Here is a 14,323-nt window from a genome sequence, read left to right on the forward strand (position 1 = left end):
ATTTCTTAATGAAATACTAAAGGGCTGTTTCCTGTGACGAGTTACAGGAGTGGAGAAGGGTGTTTGGGATGAACGGCGGGAGTGTCGGTAAGTTTTGAGCTTCAAGCTGCAAGCTACAAGCCACAAGTAGTACTCATTTAAATTCTACTTGCAGCTTGTAGCTTGAAGCATGCAACTTATTGCTTTATCCTCTTTTTCAATTCCTCTATTGAAATATTGATTTGCCTACCTACTTGCTTGCCATTTTTGTAGCAAACAAACTTCACGGTTGCAACATCTTTCGGTAAAGTGTAAGGAGATACATATTTACGATAAGTGTGATCAGGATTACTTTCATCAATAGAAAAATGTACATCCATATTGGAGACCTCTTTATCTACCACTAATACCAGATTTTTCTGAGCATCATATCTGGCAGTTATGATAGGGTCATACATGGCAGTGCTGTATCTGATCTTGGCATGATTCATTCTTTCGAATTGGTGCTCAACACGACCAACAAAATCATCCCAATTTTTACGCTCTTTAGGCGTCCAAACAGATTCTGCAAGTGCCAGTGCGCGTGGCCAAAGCATGTATTGCACGGTTTTAAAGTTCTGGATCTGTTCGGTCCAAAGATTGCCCTGTCCACCTAAAATGAACTTCGGATCTATACTGTCGGGTAATGGATCGAATTGATAGGCTTTCTGCAAGCGTAATCCGGCGTATACCGGCGGCTCAACTGTTTTCTCTCCTTGATAGTAGTCTAAATAGGCAAAGTCTGTTGGTGACATTACAACTGTATGATTGGCTTTTGCCGCAGCAATGCCCCCTTTCATGCCTCTCCAGCTCATAACAGAAGCGCCTTCTGCTAAGCCTCCTTCCAGTATCTCATCCCAACCCATCATTTTTTTGCCTTTAGAACGAATGATCTTTTCAATACGCTTCACAAAATAGCTTTGAACCGCGTCCATATCTTTCAAGTTCTCTTTTTGCATGAGTGCTTTGATCTCATCACTTTTCTCCCAGAAATTTTTTGCTGTTTCATCTCCACCCATGTGAATGTATTCAAAAGGGAAAAGTTGTGCTACTTCTGTAAAGACCTTATCCAACACCTGGTATACTTTTTCATTGGCTGGAGAGAGGTTATTGTCTTTTAAAGCATAGAAATGAGCACCTGCGGGCCATTCCATGAATTTCTCACCTGCATTTACCCAATATTTTGTTCCAGGTGTTGCAGACAGGTCTGGGAACGCGGCAAGCATGGCCATGCTATGTCCGGGGATATCGATCTCCGGTAAAATATTTACAAATCGCTCTTTGGCGTATTGTACCAATTCTTTAATGTCTTCATGTGTATAAAAGCCGCCATAATTTTTTGGCTCATCGGGAGAGGGATCGGGAGTGTTGGCCCATTTTCCTTCGCGTTTAGGTCTCCATGCACCCACGTCTGTCAGTTGTGGTAGAGATTTGATTTGAATCCTCCAGCCTTGGTCATCAGTTAAATGCAGATGCAGCAGATTGAATTTATAACGCACCATTTCATCAATGAACTGTTTAACTTCTTGTTTGGTGAAGAAATGACGACTCACATCGAACATCAATCCACGCCAACCAAAACGGGGTTTATCAATGATGGATACAACCGGAATTTTCCATGGTTCAGATCTTTTTTTACGCAATGCAGTATTCGATTCTGTTTCTTTAGGTAGTAGTTGAAAAAAAGACTGAACTCCGTAAAATAATCCGGCAGGTTTATTGGCGAGTATCATGATGTTGGTTGGTGTAACGATCAGACGATATCCTTCTGATCCCAATGCCGGGTCTTCATTTTTTGACAACTGAAATTCAATATCCGCACTATTTTGTACAATAGTAGCGCGGGTATCGGTTGCTTTTAAGAGTCTGTCTTTGAATTGATCAATGATATGCTGTACCCCTTCACCATCAACACGAATAGTGATCTGAGGTTTTAATGATAAGTATCCTTTACCTACAGTTATGGATGAGGGGTTGGGAATAATGTGTATAGGTTCAGCATCCTGGGCAGTCAAAAACAAAACTGATATCGATAAAAGAGTAAAAGCAAATAACTTTTTCATGATGGCAAATTTGAAACTGAAAAATAAGAAATAATCTGGCTTATTACTTCGCTGCTATTCTGTGTCTTTAGTGGCAATTGAATGCCACTGAATGCACTGAGATGCACAGAAAAAAACAACCCGACAATTGCTTGTCGGGTTGCTGATATAGAATATCACTCAAAAAATTAATAGCGATAATGTTCTGCTTTGAACGGACCTACTTTAGAGATACCGAGGTAAGCAGCTTGCTCATCTGTTAATTCATCCAGTTCAGCACCCACTTTTGCAAGGTGTAAACGAGCTACTTTCTCATCTAAGTGCTTAGGTAACACATACACTTTGTTCTCATAGTTCTTGTGGTTATTCCACAATTCAATCTGAGCCAGTGTTTGGTTAGAGAAAGAGTTACTCATTACGAATGAAGGGTGTCCTGTTGCACAACCTAAATTCACCAAGCGACCTTCAGCCAAAATGATGATGTCTTTACCATCAATATTGTACAAGTCAACCTGAGGCTTGATAGTATCTTTGGTATGACCGTAGTTGTTGTTCAACCAAGCGATATCGATCTCAATATCAAAGTGACCGATGTTACAAACGATCGCTTTGTCTTTCATCAAACGGAAATGTTTTTCAGTCAACAGATCGCGACAACCAGAAGCAGTTACAACGATATCAGCTTCTTTAACCGCATCGATCATTTTCTTTACTTCAAAACCATCCATTGCAGCTTGTAAAGCACAGATCGGATCGATCTCTGTAACGATCACGCGGCAACCTGCACCACGCAGAGATAATGCAGAACCTTTACCCACATCACCATAACCACCTACAACAGCCACTTTACCTGCCATCATCACATCGGTAGCACGACGGATCGCATCAACGAGTGATTCCTGACAACCGTATTTGTTATCGAATTTAGATTTGGTAACAGAGTCATTCACATTGATCGCAGGAATAGGTAAAGTGCCTTTTGCCATACGCTCATACAAACGGTGAACACCGGTAGTGGTTTCTTCAGATAAACCCTTGATATGCTGAACCAGCTCAGGATATTTATCGAATACCATATTGGTCAGGTCACCACCATCATCCAGGATCATGTTCAATGGACGATCAGCACCACCGAAGAATAAAGTTTGTTCAATACACCAATCAGCTTCCTCGAGTGTTTGACCTTTCCATGCAAATACACCTACACCTGCAGCAGCAATTGCAGCAGCAGCCTGATCCTGTGTAGAGAAGATATTACAAGAGCTCCACTTTACTTCAGCGCCCAATGCAACCAATGTTTCGATCAATACAGCAGTTTGGATGGTCATGTGCAGACATCCTGCGATACGAGCACCTTTCAGGGGCTGTGAAGCGCCATACTCAGCACGCAATGCCATCAGACCGGGCATCTCAGCCTCAGCCAAACGAATTTCCTTACGGCCCCAGTCTGCCAGACTGATATCGGCCACTTTATACTTCAGGTTGAAGTCGATAGAAGAAGTTAATGTAGACATATAGTGTTTTTATGAAGTGCAAATCTATATTTATAGATGAATATTCTACTTTATTTAAAAAAAATAGAATAAAATAGCTAAAAATGTATCTTTGAAGGAATAAAATGATTAAATCGTATGCCCAAAACGAAACAAATAGCCGAATCCACTAGCAGTAATCTGACACTAGATGATAAGGACCTCGCCATACTTCGCATTCTTCAGCAGAATGCTCGTGCTACAGTGAAAGAAATATCTGATAAAGTATTGTTGAGTACAACACCTGTTCATGAGCGAATTAAAAGAATGGAAGAGCAGGGAGTCATCAGACAGTATGCTACTTTATTGGATCATTCGAAAGTAAAGAAGGGATTGATGGTGATCTGTTATGTATCTCTCAAGCAACACAATCGAAACGCAGGTGAACGCTTTATCAAAAGCATTTTAGAGATGCATGAAGTGATCGAGTGTTACAATATTTCAGGAGAATTCGATTTCATGCTCAAAGTAGTAGCAGAAAACATGGATGACTACTACAATTTCCACGTCAATAAACTGAGTCAGGCAGAGAATTTAGGACATGTGCAAAGTGTATTTGTGATGGGAGTGATCAAGCAAACACATGTATTGGTGTATTAGCTGCAAGTAGCGTATGGTTCATAGCAAATCGTAAATCATCTTACTATCTAGTATTGCCAACCCAATGATCTAAAAAAACAATATCCCGATACCCGATCACCCGATCACCCAGTACCTAGTACCCAGTACCTAATCCCAGCACCCCAACTCCATAATGTAATCATCCATAAAAAAACCATTACCAATATCCAATTTCACTTCTTCTGCGATCGTAAATCCCATGCGGGTATAAAAGTCTTTGGCAGGGTTTTGCTTATTGACTTGTAGGAAAAGACGGGTATGATTTTTTTCAGTTGTGTAAGCAATCACTTGTTGTAAGAGCGCTTTTCCTGCACCTGATTTTTGAATGCTGGGGAGAATGTATAGTTTATTGAGTTTGCATCCTTGCGCACCTTCTTCAGAAACGGAAGCAAATCCGATCGGTTGATCATTCAGTTCAGCGAGATAAAATTGATGTCCTTTTTGCATTTGTTCTAACAAAGCGTCGTCATTATAGATCATATCTAACATGTAACGAATCTGTTCCTGAGAGATGATCTTTCCATACGCTTCAGGCCAGGTATTTTCTGCTAAGGATCTGATAACAGATCTGTCATTAGCATTTGCCTCGCGAATATGTAAAGCAGCCGACATTTTATTTTGTTTTTGTGTTTTGCTTTTTCAAGAATAGTTTCTTGTTCAACCAGTGTGCAAGATAAGCGCTGCCGATACCTGTTGCTGCACCCATAACAACATCTGTTGGGTAATGCTGCCCCATATATATTCTCGAATAAGCAACGCCCGTACCCCAGAGATAGGCGGGTACTGTTATATACCATTTTTTATATTGGATAGATAATGAAGCAGCACTTGCAAAACTTGCCGATACATGTCCTGATGGAAATGAAAATCCTTGATCCGGTTGATCGGGATAAATGTCTGTATAAACGTTTGCCGGTCGTTCTCTGCGAATCAATTGCTTCATCATAGCAGTTGTAGCAGCCGCAATAAAAATACTGCCACCTATTTCAATGGCTTTCTGTTGTGTGAGCCGGTCTTTGTTGATCAATGCTGCCGTCATCATACCAACAGGTATCATTACGCTGATGGGTTTTGCTGTCGTGGAAACACCATCCCAGAAACTGCCGGAAGGATTCACGGGATTGATATTTCTGACCATCCGTACTTCCCATGGAGCTGCTTGTGCGTTACAGGTTGGGTTGGATGTAAAGCCGGCCAAACACAACAAAAGCCATATTTTGAACATGGCTTTTGTTGTATTGTTTTTATACTTCAGAATTCTTGGATACATATTTATTTAAAGATTCTTCAGACTTTCTTCAATGTTCTTGATCCTTGCTTCCGCATCTGCTAATTTCTTTCGCTCCAGGTCTACTACTTCAGGTTTGGCGTTTTGAACAAAACGTTCATTTCCTAGTTTTTTCATGACACTGTCACGGAAGTTCTTCTGATAATCGAGATCTTTCAATAACTCTGCTTTCAATGCAGTGGTATCTAATTGACGCTCTGTCTCGATAAAGAATTTATCTTTTTCAACTGCTACAACAATGGCATTGTTGACTGATGTTTCAAAATCAATAGTGGCAGCATTGACTTGTTTAGATAAAATGCCTGCGATGCTTTCATATTGCTTTTGTTGATTGGTCTCAATATGCAGTTTGATCGGATCTTTTGGTTTGATCTGATTTTTATTTCTGGCATCTCTCAAAGCAGAAATCACTTGTTTCAATAATTCACCGGATTCAAGAATGGCTTTATTTATAGGACCTACAGTGGTTTGTTGTTTTACACATAAATCAACAGACTGTTCCCTTAATAGATGATAGATCTCTTCGGAAATGAATGGCATGTATGGATGCAATAACTGCATCATTTCCTCGAAATAGGTCAATGTTTTTTCATACACAAAAGGATCTACCGGCTGCTCGAATCCGGGTTTTGCCCATTCCAGATACCAGCTACAGAAATCATCCCATATCAGAGAATACAATACTTTCAGGCCTTCGCTCAAACGGAATTGTTGCAAGAGTGTTTCTACTTCTGCTTTTGCTTGTTGTAAGCGAGATTCAAACCAATCGGTTGCAAAGGACGAAAGCTGAGTGCTTTGAGTTGCCGGCTGCGCGCTTTTTTCTATTCTTGTTTCCCAGCTTTTGATAAGCTTGAGTGCGTTCCAGAGTTTATTGTTGAAGTTACGTCCTTGTTCTAACGCGGCTTCATCAAATAAAATATCATTACCCGCAGGTGAGGAGATCATGATGCCAAATCGAACAGCGTCTGCTCCATATTGATCAATCAGTGCAAGCAGATCAGGTGAATTTCCTAAACTCTTACTCATTTTCCTTCCTTGCTTATCTCTTACGATACCTGTAAAGTATACATGTTTGAAAGGTATTTCTTTCATGTACTCTTCGCCTGCCATGATCATACGTGCCACCCAAAAGAAGATGATCTCTGGTGCGGTCACCAATGTATTGGTGGGGTAGTAGTATTTTACTTCCGCATTACCCGGGTTGGATAATCCTTTGAAAACTTCAAAAGGCCATAACCAACTGGAGAACCATGTATCCAGGCAATCGTCATCTTGACGTATATCTTCCAATTTCAGATCTGAGAGCTGAGAGCTGAGTTTTTGATACGCTTCTTCTTTTGTAGCAGCTACTGCATAAGTTCCATCGGGCGTATACCATGCCGGAATGCGATGTCCCCACCACAATTGACGACTGATACACCAGTCTTTGATATTCTCCATCCAATGACGATAGAGATTTTTAAATTTGGCCGGGTGGAATTCAATATCACCATCCATGACCGCTTTTAATGCAGGCTCAGATATTTTTTTCATATCTACCCACCATTGTAAACTCAGTCGCGGCTCAACTACTGCATCTGTTCTTTCGCTGAATCCGACTTGATTGGTGTAGTCTTCAATTTTAACGATATGTCCTTTCGCTTCGAGTTCAGGAACTATTTTCTTGCGAACTTCAAAACGATCTTCACCGATGAATAACTGAGCAGCTTCACTCATCGTGCCGTCATCATTCATGGTATCGATTACTTCCAGATTGTATTTCTGTCCGAGTTGATAATCGTTCATGTCATGCGCAGGCGTAACTTTCAATGCACCAGTACCAAAATCTGTAGTCACATAATCATCTGCAATGATGGGAATTCTCCTGCCGATCAACGGAACGATGGCATATTTGCCATGTAAGTGTTTATAACGCTCATCATCCGGATTTACACATATTGCAGTGTCACCTAAAATCGTTTCTGGTCTCACCGTAGCAATCGTAATGAATTCTTTCTCTCTCTTCTTACTGTCATCTGTCAACTCTAAACTGTCAACTATTTCATATCGAACATAATACAACTTACTCTGTACTTCTTTATAGATCACTTCTTCATCACTCAAAGCAGTTTTTGCTTTTACATCCCAGTTGATCATTCGTTTACCACGATAGATCCAACCTTTTTCATGCAGGTCAACAAAAACTTTGATCACTGATTGATAGTAATCTTCATCCATTGTAAAAGAAGTGCGGCTCCAATCAAGGCTACAGCCCATTTTTTTCAGCTGTTGCAAGATGATACCGCCGTATTTCTCTTTCCATTCCCAAGCATACTGAAGGAACTCTTCTCTTCCAATAGAAGATTTAGCGATCCCTTTTTCGCGCAGCATGGCTACTACTTTGGCTTCTGTAGCAATAGAAGCATGGTCGGTACCAGGAACCCAGCAGGCATTTTTACCCTGCATACGAGCGCGACGTACTAATATATCTTGAATGGTGTTATTCAGACAATGGCCCATGTGCAACACGCCCGTAACATTTGGAGGGGGTATCACAACGGTAAAAGACTCCCGTTCATCGGGTGTACTGTTGAAATAACCTTTATCAAGCCAATGTTGGTACCATCTGGCTTCTATGTCACCCGGGATATAGTTCTTGCTCAATTCCATTCCTGATCTCTTTTTTAAGGCTGGCAAAACTACGAAAATAGTGGGGGAGTGAGAGGGGGTACAAAAAAACCACGCATGGCGTGGTTATATATTGAGAGTAAGGGGATCCGGATTACCAGATAAATATGGCTTCATTCCATTCCAGAATAGAAATAGCCTGGGGTTGCTGAGGAACGCTTTTTTCTTCTTCATGCATCATATTCCCTTGTTGTAAGGCTTTTCGCTGCTTCAAAGACATGGAAGTGCAACAATTGGCCACTTGGTTTCCTGCTTTCTTGCAGAATTGACGAACCTGACTGCCACTGCAGGCAGTGAAGGCGATCAAGAGACAAATCAAAACAATATTCTTCATGTCAGTTGTTTTCTGGTACAAAGCTAACCGGCCTTTTGAAAAGATCAGGTTAACCACTGTTAATTATACCTAACGATCCTTTATGAATTAGGTTACAGTTTTGCACCATTTTTTTTCTGATCCATAGGTCTCTGCAAGAACAAAAACATTACAGTCTGCTCAAAAAGAGCAGAATAAAGAAGAGAAATCAGGGTTTAGCGTAAAAAATCAGTGGGTAGTGAATGCTCAGGCGCGGCCTTTCCATTCCAGATAAGACAATACAACAACAGCGATCAAAATAATGGCCACAATAGCGGCATTCCGTGCATTCTCACTGATGTGAAATTGGGATTTTGTGTTTGACATGGCAAGTAGATTTGGTACGTAAAAAAGGTTTTACGGTCTTCCAGAGGATATTTTATATCGTTCAGAAGAAATCCAAGCTGTCAATAAAACCGGGGCTGTCGGGGGAGAACTGAATCTTTGTTTGTAAGATATGCTTTATTTACCGAATTTACAAGCCTTATTGTATGCAATTTGCTATTGTGGATATCGAAACAACGGGCGGTTTTCCGGAACAACATGGAATGACCGAAATCGCCATCGTATTACACAATGGTACTGAAGTGGAGGGGAAGTATGAGACCCTCATCAATCCGCATCAGGAGATCCCTCCATATATCGCGAATATGACCGGAATTTCGGATGCCATGGTTGCAAAAGCGCCTTCATTTGAAACAGTAGCACAGGAAATTTTCAATCTTTTATCCGGGAGAATATTTGTGGCCCATAATGTCAATTTCGACTACTCTTTTGTTAAGTACCATTTACAAAAAGCAGGTTATCAATTGAATGTGCCGAAACTTTGTACAATTCGTTTGAGTCGAAAAGTATTTCCCGGATTTCGCAAATACGGATTAGGTCATCTATGCAGGGAATTGGATATCCAGATTACCAATCGACATCGTGCAGGTGGGGATGCTTTGGCTACTGCTCAGGTATTAGATATGGTACTGCAAAACAATGGTCAGCGACTGATCAAAGAGATGCTGAAGAAGGAAAATCATGGTCAAACGCTACCGGCTCATTTGCCTGAAAAACAGGTCATGGGATTGCCCCAAAAACCCGGCGTCTACTACTTCCATGATCAAAAAGATAAAGTGCTGTATGTGGGCAAGGCTAAAAATTTGAAGAAAAGGGTACTCAGTCATTTTTCCGGTTTAGATATCAGTAAAAAACGACAAGAACTTCTAAGAACCGTTCATAGGATCTCTTATGTAGAATGTCCGACTGAATTTATAGCGTCATTGTTTGAGAGTGTAGAGATCAAAAGACTGTGGCCGATACATAATAAAAGTCAGAAAAGATTTGAGCAGGTCTGGGGTATCTATCAGTTTGAAGACAACAGAGGTTATATCAGATTGGGTATCGATAAAAAAAGAAAATATTTACAGCCGATTGCATCCTTTGCTTTGTTAGCAGATGCACACAGGATGTTATGGAAGTTGGTAAAGATGCATGATCTTCATCCCGCACTCTGTTTTCTTGATCTCACACCGCAAAAAGAGTGGCCAGCAGTAGATGAGTACAATCAACGGGTAATGACTGCATTACATTGGGTCACAGAACAAAAAGAAACATTTGTGATACGCGATCAGTCAGCCTGTATCCTTGTTGAAAACGGTGTCTTTTATGGGATGGGTATCACAGATGCTGATACCGCTATTCATCAGTTGGAAGAATTAAAAGGTCAATTGACCATGTATCCGGAAAATGAGGTCATCCGCTCAATGATCCGTAACTATACAGAACGTTATCCATCTAAGGTTATTCGCATTGCTTAATTTTTCTCATAGCTCATAGCTCACAGCTAAAAAGCCCATCACCCCGTAAAATTTAAACAAGGCGCTCAGATTATCCACATCTTTTTTTTACACCCTCATTTCCTCCTACATTCGCTCCCCTGATTTTTTAATCGTCAAAAAGGAAAATGTTTATGTCTGGTTTTGCTGCATTGATCGCCGTTAAATTGAATCTCAAACAAACCCAAGTACAAGCAGTATTAGCATTATTCGAAGAAGGTGCTACGATCCCTTTTATCGCACGTTATCGAAAAGATAAAACGGGTGGATTAGATGAGGTACAGATTCAACAGATCCAGGATGAGGCTAAGTTTCTCAAAGAGTTTACTGAACGTAAAACTTTCATCGAAAAAGCCATTACAGAACAAGGAAAGATGACGGAGGAGTTGCAGACAAAAATAAATAACGCCACTACGATAGCTGCATTGGAAGATATTTATCTGCCCTATAAACCCAAAAGAAAAACAAAAGCACAAACGGCTCGTGAAAATGGATTAGAGCCTTTGGCAGATATTATGCTTGCACAGCAACAAGATGACGTGGCATTGGAAGCTGCTAAATATATCAACGAAAAGATCACATCAGCAGAAGATGCTTTGCAAGGAGCCAGAGATATCATTGCAGAAATGGTCAATGAGAATGCTGAAGTACGTGCCAAAATGCGTAAACTGTTTGAGGATACTGCAACGATGCAAAGTAAGGTGTTGGCAGATAAAGAAACAGAGGGCGTCAAGTACAAAGATTATTTTGATTTTTCGGAACCGATCCATAAGATCCCTTCTCATCGTATTCTCGCCATCCTTCGTGGATTTTTGGAGGGCGTATTGAGAATGGGTATCGCACCATTGGAAGAAGATGCGCTCTATTTGTTAGAGCAGCAATTTATCAAAGGGATGAGTCCATGGTCAGAGCATTTGAAAAAAGCGCTTCGCGATGCCTATAGAAGATTGATGCAGCCTAGTTTGGAATCTGAATTCAGAACATCATTGAAACAAAAAGCGGATGAAGAAGCGATCAACGTTTTTGCTGAAAACCTTCGTCAGTTGTTATTGAGCGCGCCATTGGGCAGAAAAAATATTCTTGCCATCGATCCCGGTTATCGAACTGGCTGTAAAGTGGTGTGCTTGGATAACAAAGGAGATCTCCAAACAACTGATCTGATCTATGTTCATGAAAACAATCGGATCTATGAAAGTGAACATAAGATTCGAAAGCTGGTAGAGCAGTTCAAAGTAGAAGCCATCGCTATCGGTGACGGTACTGCAGGAAGAGAGACAGAACAGTTTATCAAAAAAATGCAATTAGGGCTGCCTATTTTCTTAGTGAATGAAGATGGGGCATCTGTGTATTCAGCTTCTGAAACAGCACGTGAAGAATTTCCGGATCAGGATGTAACAGTTCGTGGTTCTGTAAGCATCGGTCGTCGTTTAATGGATCCATTGGCGGAATTGGTAAAGATCGATCCGAAAAGTATTGGGGTTGGGCAGTATCAACACGACGTAAATCAGTTCCGTTTGAAAGAACGATTAGACCAAACAGTAGTAAGCTGTGTGAATGCAGTTGGTGTTAATTTGAATACTGCAAGTAAACATCTCCTGGCATATGTCAGTGGTATTGGTGGCAGCATGGCTGATAATATTGTTCGTTATCGATCTGAGATCGGTGGGTTTAAGGAAAGAAATCAACTTTTGAAAGTACCTCGTTTGGGTGCCAAAGCATTTGAACAGTGTGCCGGATTTTTAAGGATCAAAGAAGGAAGTAATCCACTGGATGCGAGTGCTGTTCATCCGGAAGCTTATGCTATCGTGGAAAAGATGGCGGGTGATTTACAAGTAGACGTAAAAGCATTGATCGGAAATGAAACATTGGTAGCTAAGATCGATCCTAAAAAATATGTAACAGAACAGTTCGGTGAATTGACACTGAGAGATATCCTCAATGAGTTGAAGAAGCCCGGACTGGATCCTCGTAATGAATTAGAACAGTTTGAATTTGCACAGATCTATAAGTTGGAAGATGTACAAACCGGAATGATCGTTCCCGGAGTCGTGACCAATCTTACCAGATTTGGTGCTTTCGTGGATATTGGAGTAAAGCAGGATGGATTGGTACATGTGAGTGAAATTGCCAACCGATATATCAGTGATCCGGGCGAGGCATTGAAACTCGGACAAAAAGTACAGGTGAAAGTAATGGAAGTGGATGTACAACGAAAGCGTATCGGGTTATCGATTAAGCAGGCTAGTGCTGAGGAAAGGGTACAGGGAGACAGAAGAACGAGACGACAAGAAAACTTTAAGCAAAAAGAAGAAGATCTTTCTTCATTGAGTGTCAATGATGCATTGAATGCATTGAAGAAGAAGTTTGGGAAATAAGGAATTGAAAGTGAAATAAGAGTTGATAAACGGTGATTTTGATTCCTGAACATGCGTTATCTTGTCATCTCTAAATCATGATCATGAAAAAGATTATTGCGCTGGTTGCAGCAGTTGTGTTCGTCACTGTTTCTTTTGCTCAGGATAAGGTGAATCCAATCATTAAAGATTTTGGCCCGGTATATGAAATACCAGATGCGGTAGAAAAGCCGGATCCAAAAATGAATTACAAACTGTTGGTGGATCTTGTTATGGCCAGCATCAAACCGGATACCATCAATTTGGGGATAGAAGCAGCTTGCACTTTACTCAACTTACATGGTGTGGGAGGGGTTCCTAAAGAAAAGATCAACATGGTAATGGCAGTACATAATGCTGCAGGGTATACCATTTTGAATAATGAAGCTTACAAAGCAAGATATAAAGTAGACAATCCCAATTTACCCATGATCAAAGCTTTATTGGATGCAGGTGTCAAGATCGTAGTATGTGGACAGACACTTAAAAAAAGAGGGATTGACCCTTCAACATTAGCGCCGGGTATTGGTGTTGCGACTTCAGCATTGACCACCATTACTACTTACCAATTAAAGGGATATGCCCTCATTAAATGGTAACAGCTTATTTTTTTGGATGAATTCTCTCTTAAGATCCTGATAAGTTTTGACCAATTTAGCAATGTCTTTTTCGCGCAGATGAAGGTTCTCTTTTCCCTCAAAAGCGGCTTTTACATGTGGCGATAATTGTTTAATTTGAGCGGTCCAACTTTTCCATGATGGGAGATCTGTTAATTTTCCCTGGTACAATTGATTAAAGGCTTCGATCAGATAATGACGGCTTCTGTCTGTGGATAACTGCTGTTGCTGATCTACTACAAACACAGCCACTGGAACAATCATATCATTTGTAATGGAAGTATCGATGGTCATTCTGGGACCAAACCAAACCCTTGCTTTAAGCCATTGTTCTGTTCCAATTACATTCATCGAAGGGTCAACGGGTTCCCATTTCCCAGTTTCTTCGTCTAATACTTCAAGCCATCGATGATCATTGTGTTGTCTTCCGAATACAGACATCCGATTACCTACTTGAACCACTTTTTCTTCCGCTGTTTTCTGTCGTTCATCACTATATACATGTAGATTGATTTCTGCTATGGCTCTGTATGGCAAGTGAATGGATTTGATCATGGCCATATACACTTTAGCCAATTCAAAGCAATTACCACCGCCACGTGCCAAGATCTGATTCACAGTTCTTGTTTGATAATCTGTGGCTTTCCAATCTAATCGATTCGAAAGCCAGTTCAGTACTGCACGAGCTTTACCATATGAACTATTTTGATCTTTTACAATGTCTTGTGTTAATACGGAAAGTTGTAATTCAGTGGTATCAATGGTTTCACTTAAATGTGTACGACCTGTTTGCGCAAATAAAGAGGTGCTTGCACAAAAAAAGATGAAGAGCAGGCAGATGTTTTTCATTCATTTTTTTTGAGTAGAACGTTTTTTTAGTCTAAAGGTTACACAACAAAATCAGGCTTTTTTGATAAATGGAGTTTATGGTATCGGTATCAGTCGTATCTTTTAACTATAAAACCGTACC

11 protein-coding genes are annotated in these 14,323 nt (G+C 40.6%); 4 read left to right on the top strand and 7 right to left on the bottom strand.

Annotation, left to right across the window (positions count from 1 at the left end; all coding sequences use genetic code 11):
* Positions 1 to 176: 176 nt before the first annotated feature.
* Entirely contained in the window at positions 177 to 2,081 is a 1,905-nt protein-coding gene (locus tag ABXG83_RS01940; RefSeq protein WP_353549815.1) for a beta-N-acetylhexosaminidase, read from the bottom strand.
* 167 nt (positions 2,082 to 2,248) lie between these two features.
* Positions 2,249 to 3,574 (bottom strand): adenosylhomocysteinase, encoded by a 1,326-nt coding sequence (gene ahcY, locus ABXG83_RS01945; protein WP_353549816.1) that lies wholly within the window; start codon positions 3,572 to 3,574, stop codon positions 2,249 to 2,251.
* A gap of 117 nt (positions 3,575 to 3,691) precedes the next feature.
* Here ahcY and ABXG83_RS01950 point away from each other — a divergent pair, with 117 nt between their 5' ends.
* Positions 3,692 to 4,192: an Lrp/AsnC family transcriptional regulator gene (locus ABXG83_RS01950; protein ID WP_353549817.1), complete on the top strand. Its 501-nt coding sequence runs from the start codon at positions 3,692 to 3,694 to the stop codon at positions 4,190 to 4,192.
* A gap of 129 nt (positions 4,193 to 4,321) precedes the next feature.
* On the opposite strand, the gene ABXG83_RS01955 is transcribed toward ABXG83_RS01950, so the two are convergent.
* The 4 genes from ABXG83_RS01955 to ABXG83_RS01970 all read right to left on the bottom strand — a co-directional run bounded on the left by ABXG83_RS01955 (position 4,322) and on the right by ABXG83_RS01970 (position 8,502).
* Positions 4,322 to 4,825 (bottom strand): GNAT family N-acetyltransferase, encoded by a 504-nt coding sequence (locus ABXG83_RS01955; RefSeq protein WP_353549818.1) that lies wholly within the window; start codon positions 4,823 to 4,825, stop codon positions 4,322 to 4,324.
* 1 nt (position 4,826) lies between these two features.
* Positions 4,827 to 5,483: a phosphatase PAP2 family protein gene (locus ABXG83_RS01960; RefSeq protein ID WP_353549819.1), complete on the bottom strand. Its 657-nt coding sequence runs from the start codon at positions 5,481 to 5,483 to the stop codon at positions 4,827 to 4,829.
* A gap of 6 nt (positions 5,484 to 5,489) precedes the next feature.
* Positions 5,490 to 8,177 carry a valine--tRNA ligase gene (locus ABXG83_RS01965; RefSeq protein ID WP_353549820.1) on the bottom strand — a complete coding sequence of 896 codons (2,688 nt, stop codon included), beginning with the start codon at positions 8,175 to 8,177 and terminating at the stop codon, positions 5,490 to 5,492.
* Between the two features lie 85 nt (positions 8,178 to 8,262).
* Positions 8,263 to 8,502: a hypothetical protein gene (locus tag ABXG83_RS01970; protein ID WP_353549821.1), complete on the bottom strand. Its 240-nt coding sequence runs from the start codon at positions 8,500 to 8,502 to the stop codon at positions 8,263 to 8,265.
* 509 nt (positions 8,503 to 9,011) lie between these two features.
* Here ABXG83_RS01970 and ABXG83_RS01975 point away from each other — a divergent pair.
* The 3 genes from ABXG83_RS01975 (at position 9,012) to ABXG83_RS01985 (ending at position 13,335) form a co-directional block, all read left to right on the top strand.
* Positions 9,012 to 10,325: an exonuclease domain-containing protein gene (locus ABXG83_RS01975; RefSeq protein WP_353549822.1), complete on the top strand. Its 1,314-nt coding sequence runs from the start codon at positions 9,012 to 9,014 to the stop codon at positions 10,323 to 10,325.
* A gap of 152 nt (positions 10,326 to 10,477) precedes the next feature.
* On the top strand, positions 10,478 to 12,718 hold the full coding sequence (locus tag ABXG83_RS01980; RefSeq protein WP_353549823.1) for a Tex family protein: 2,241 nt from the start codon (positions 10,478 to 10,480) through the stop codon (positions 12,716 to 12,718).
* 83 nt (positions 12,719 to 12,801) lie between these two features.
* The gene (locus tag ABXG83_RS01985) at positions 12,802 to 13,335 is read left to right on the top strand and encodes a DsrE family protein (protein WP_353549824.1); all 534 of its coding nucleotides are present in this window, start codon (positions 12,802 to 12,804) and stop codon (positions 13,333 to 13,335) included.
* On the opposite strand, the gene ABXG83_RS01990 is transcribed toward ABXG83_RS01985, so the two are convergent.
* Positions 13,306 to 14,202, bottom strand: a complete 897-nt coding sequence (locus ABXG83_RS01990) for a transglutaminase-like domain-containing protein (RefSeq protein WP_353549825.1) — start codon at positions 14,200 to 14,202, stop codon at positions 13,306 to 13,308. The genes ABXG83_RS01985 and ABXG83_RS01990 overlap by 30 nt on opposite strands.
* Positions 14,203 to 14,323: the final 121 nt, after the last annotated feature.

Origin of the sequence: Sediminibacterium sp. KACHI17, assembly GCF_040362915.1 — a bacterium.
Classification (GTDB): domain Bacteria; phylum Bacteroidota; class Bacteroidia; order Chitinophagales; family Chitinophagaceae; genus Sediminibacterium.

What these genes read in the sequence shown, in the direction of transcription:
- ABXG83_RS01980 (WP_353549823.1), top strand. Translation starts at nt 10,478, where the DNA reads ATGTCTGGTTTTGCTGCATTGATCGCCGTTAAATTGAATCTCAAACAA.
- ABXG83_RS01940 (WP_353549815.1), bottom strand. Translation starts at nt 2,081, where the DNA reads ATGAAAAAGTTATTTGCTTTTACTCTTTTATCGATATCAGTTTTGTTT.
- ABXG83_RS01970 (WP_353549821.1), bottom strand. Translation starts at nt 8,502, where the DNA reads ATGAAGAATATTGTTTTGATTTGTCTCTTGATCGCCTTCACTGCCTGC.
- ABXG83_RS01960 (WP_353549819.1), bottom strand. Translation starts at nt 5,483, where the DNA reads ATGTATCCAAGAATTCTGAAGTATAAAAACAATACAACAAAAGCCATG.
- ABXG83_RS01990 (WP_353549825.1), bottom strand. Translation starts at nt 14,202, where the DNA reads ATGAAAAACATCTGCCTGCTCTTCATCTTTTTTTGTGCAAGCACCTCT.
- ABXG83_RS01975 (WP_353549822.1), top strand. Translation starts at nt 9,012, where the DNA reads ATGCAATTTGCTATTGTGGATATCGAAACAACGGGCGGTTTTCCGGAA.
- ahcY (WP_353549816.1), bottom strand. Translation starts at nt 3,574, where the DNA reads ATGTCTACATTAACTTCTTCTATCGACTTCAACCTGAAGTATAAAGTG.
- ABXG83_RS01985 (WP_353549824.1), top strand. Translation starts at nt 12,802, where the DNA reads ATGAAAAAGATTATTGCGCTGGTTGCAGCAGTTGTGTTCGTCACTGTT.
- ABXG83_RS01955 (WP_353549818.1), bottom strand. Translation starts at nt 4,825, where the DNA reads ATGTCGGCTGCTTTACATATTCGCGAGGCAAATGCTAATGACAGATCT.
- ABXG83_RS01950 (WP_353549817.1), top strand. Translation starts at nt 3,692, where the DNA reads ATGCCCAAAACGAAACAAATAGCCGAATCCACTAGCAGTAATCTGACA.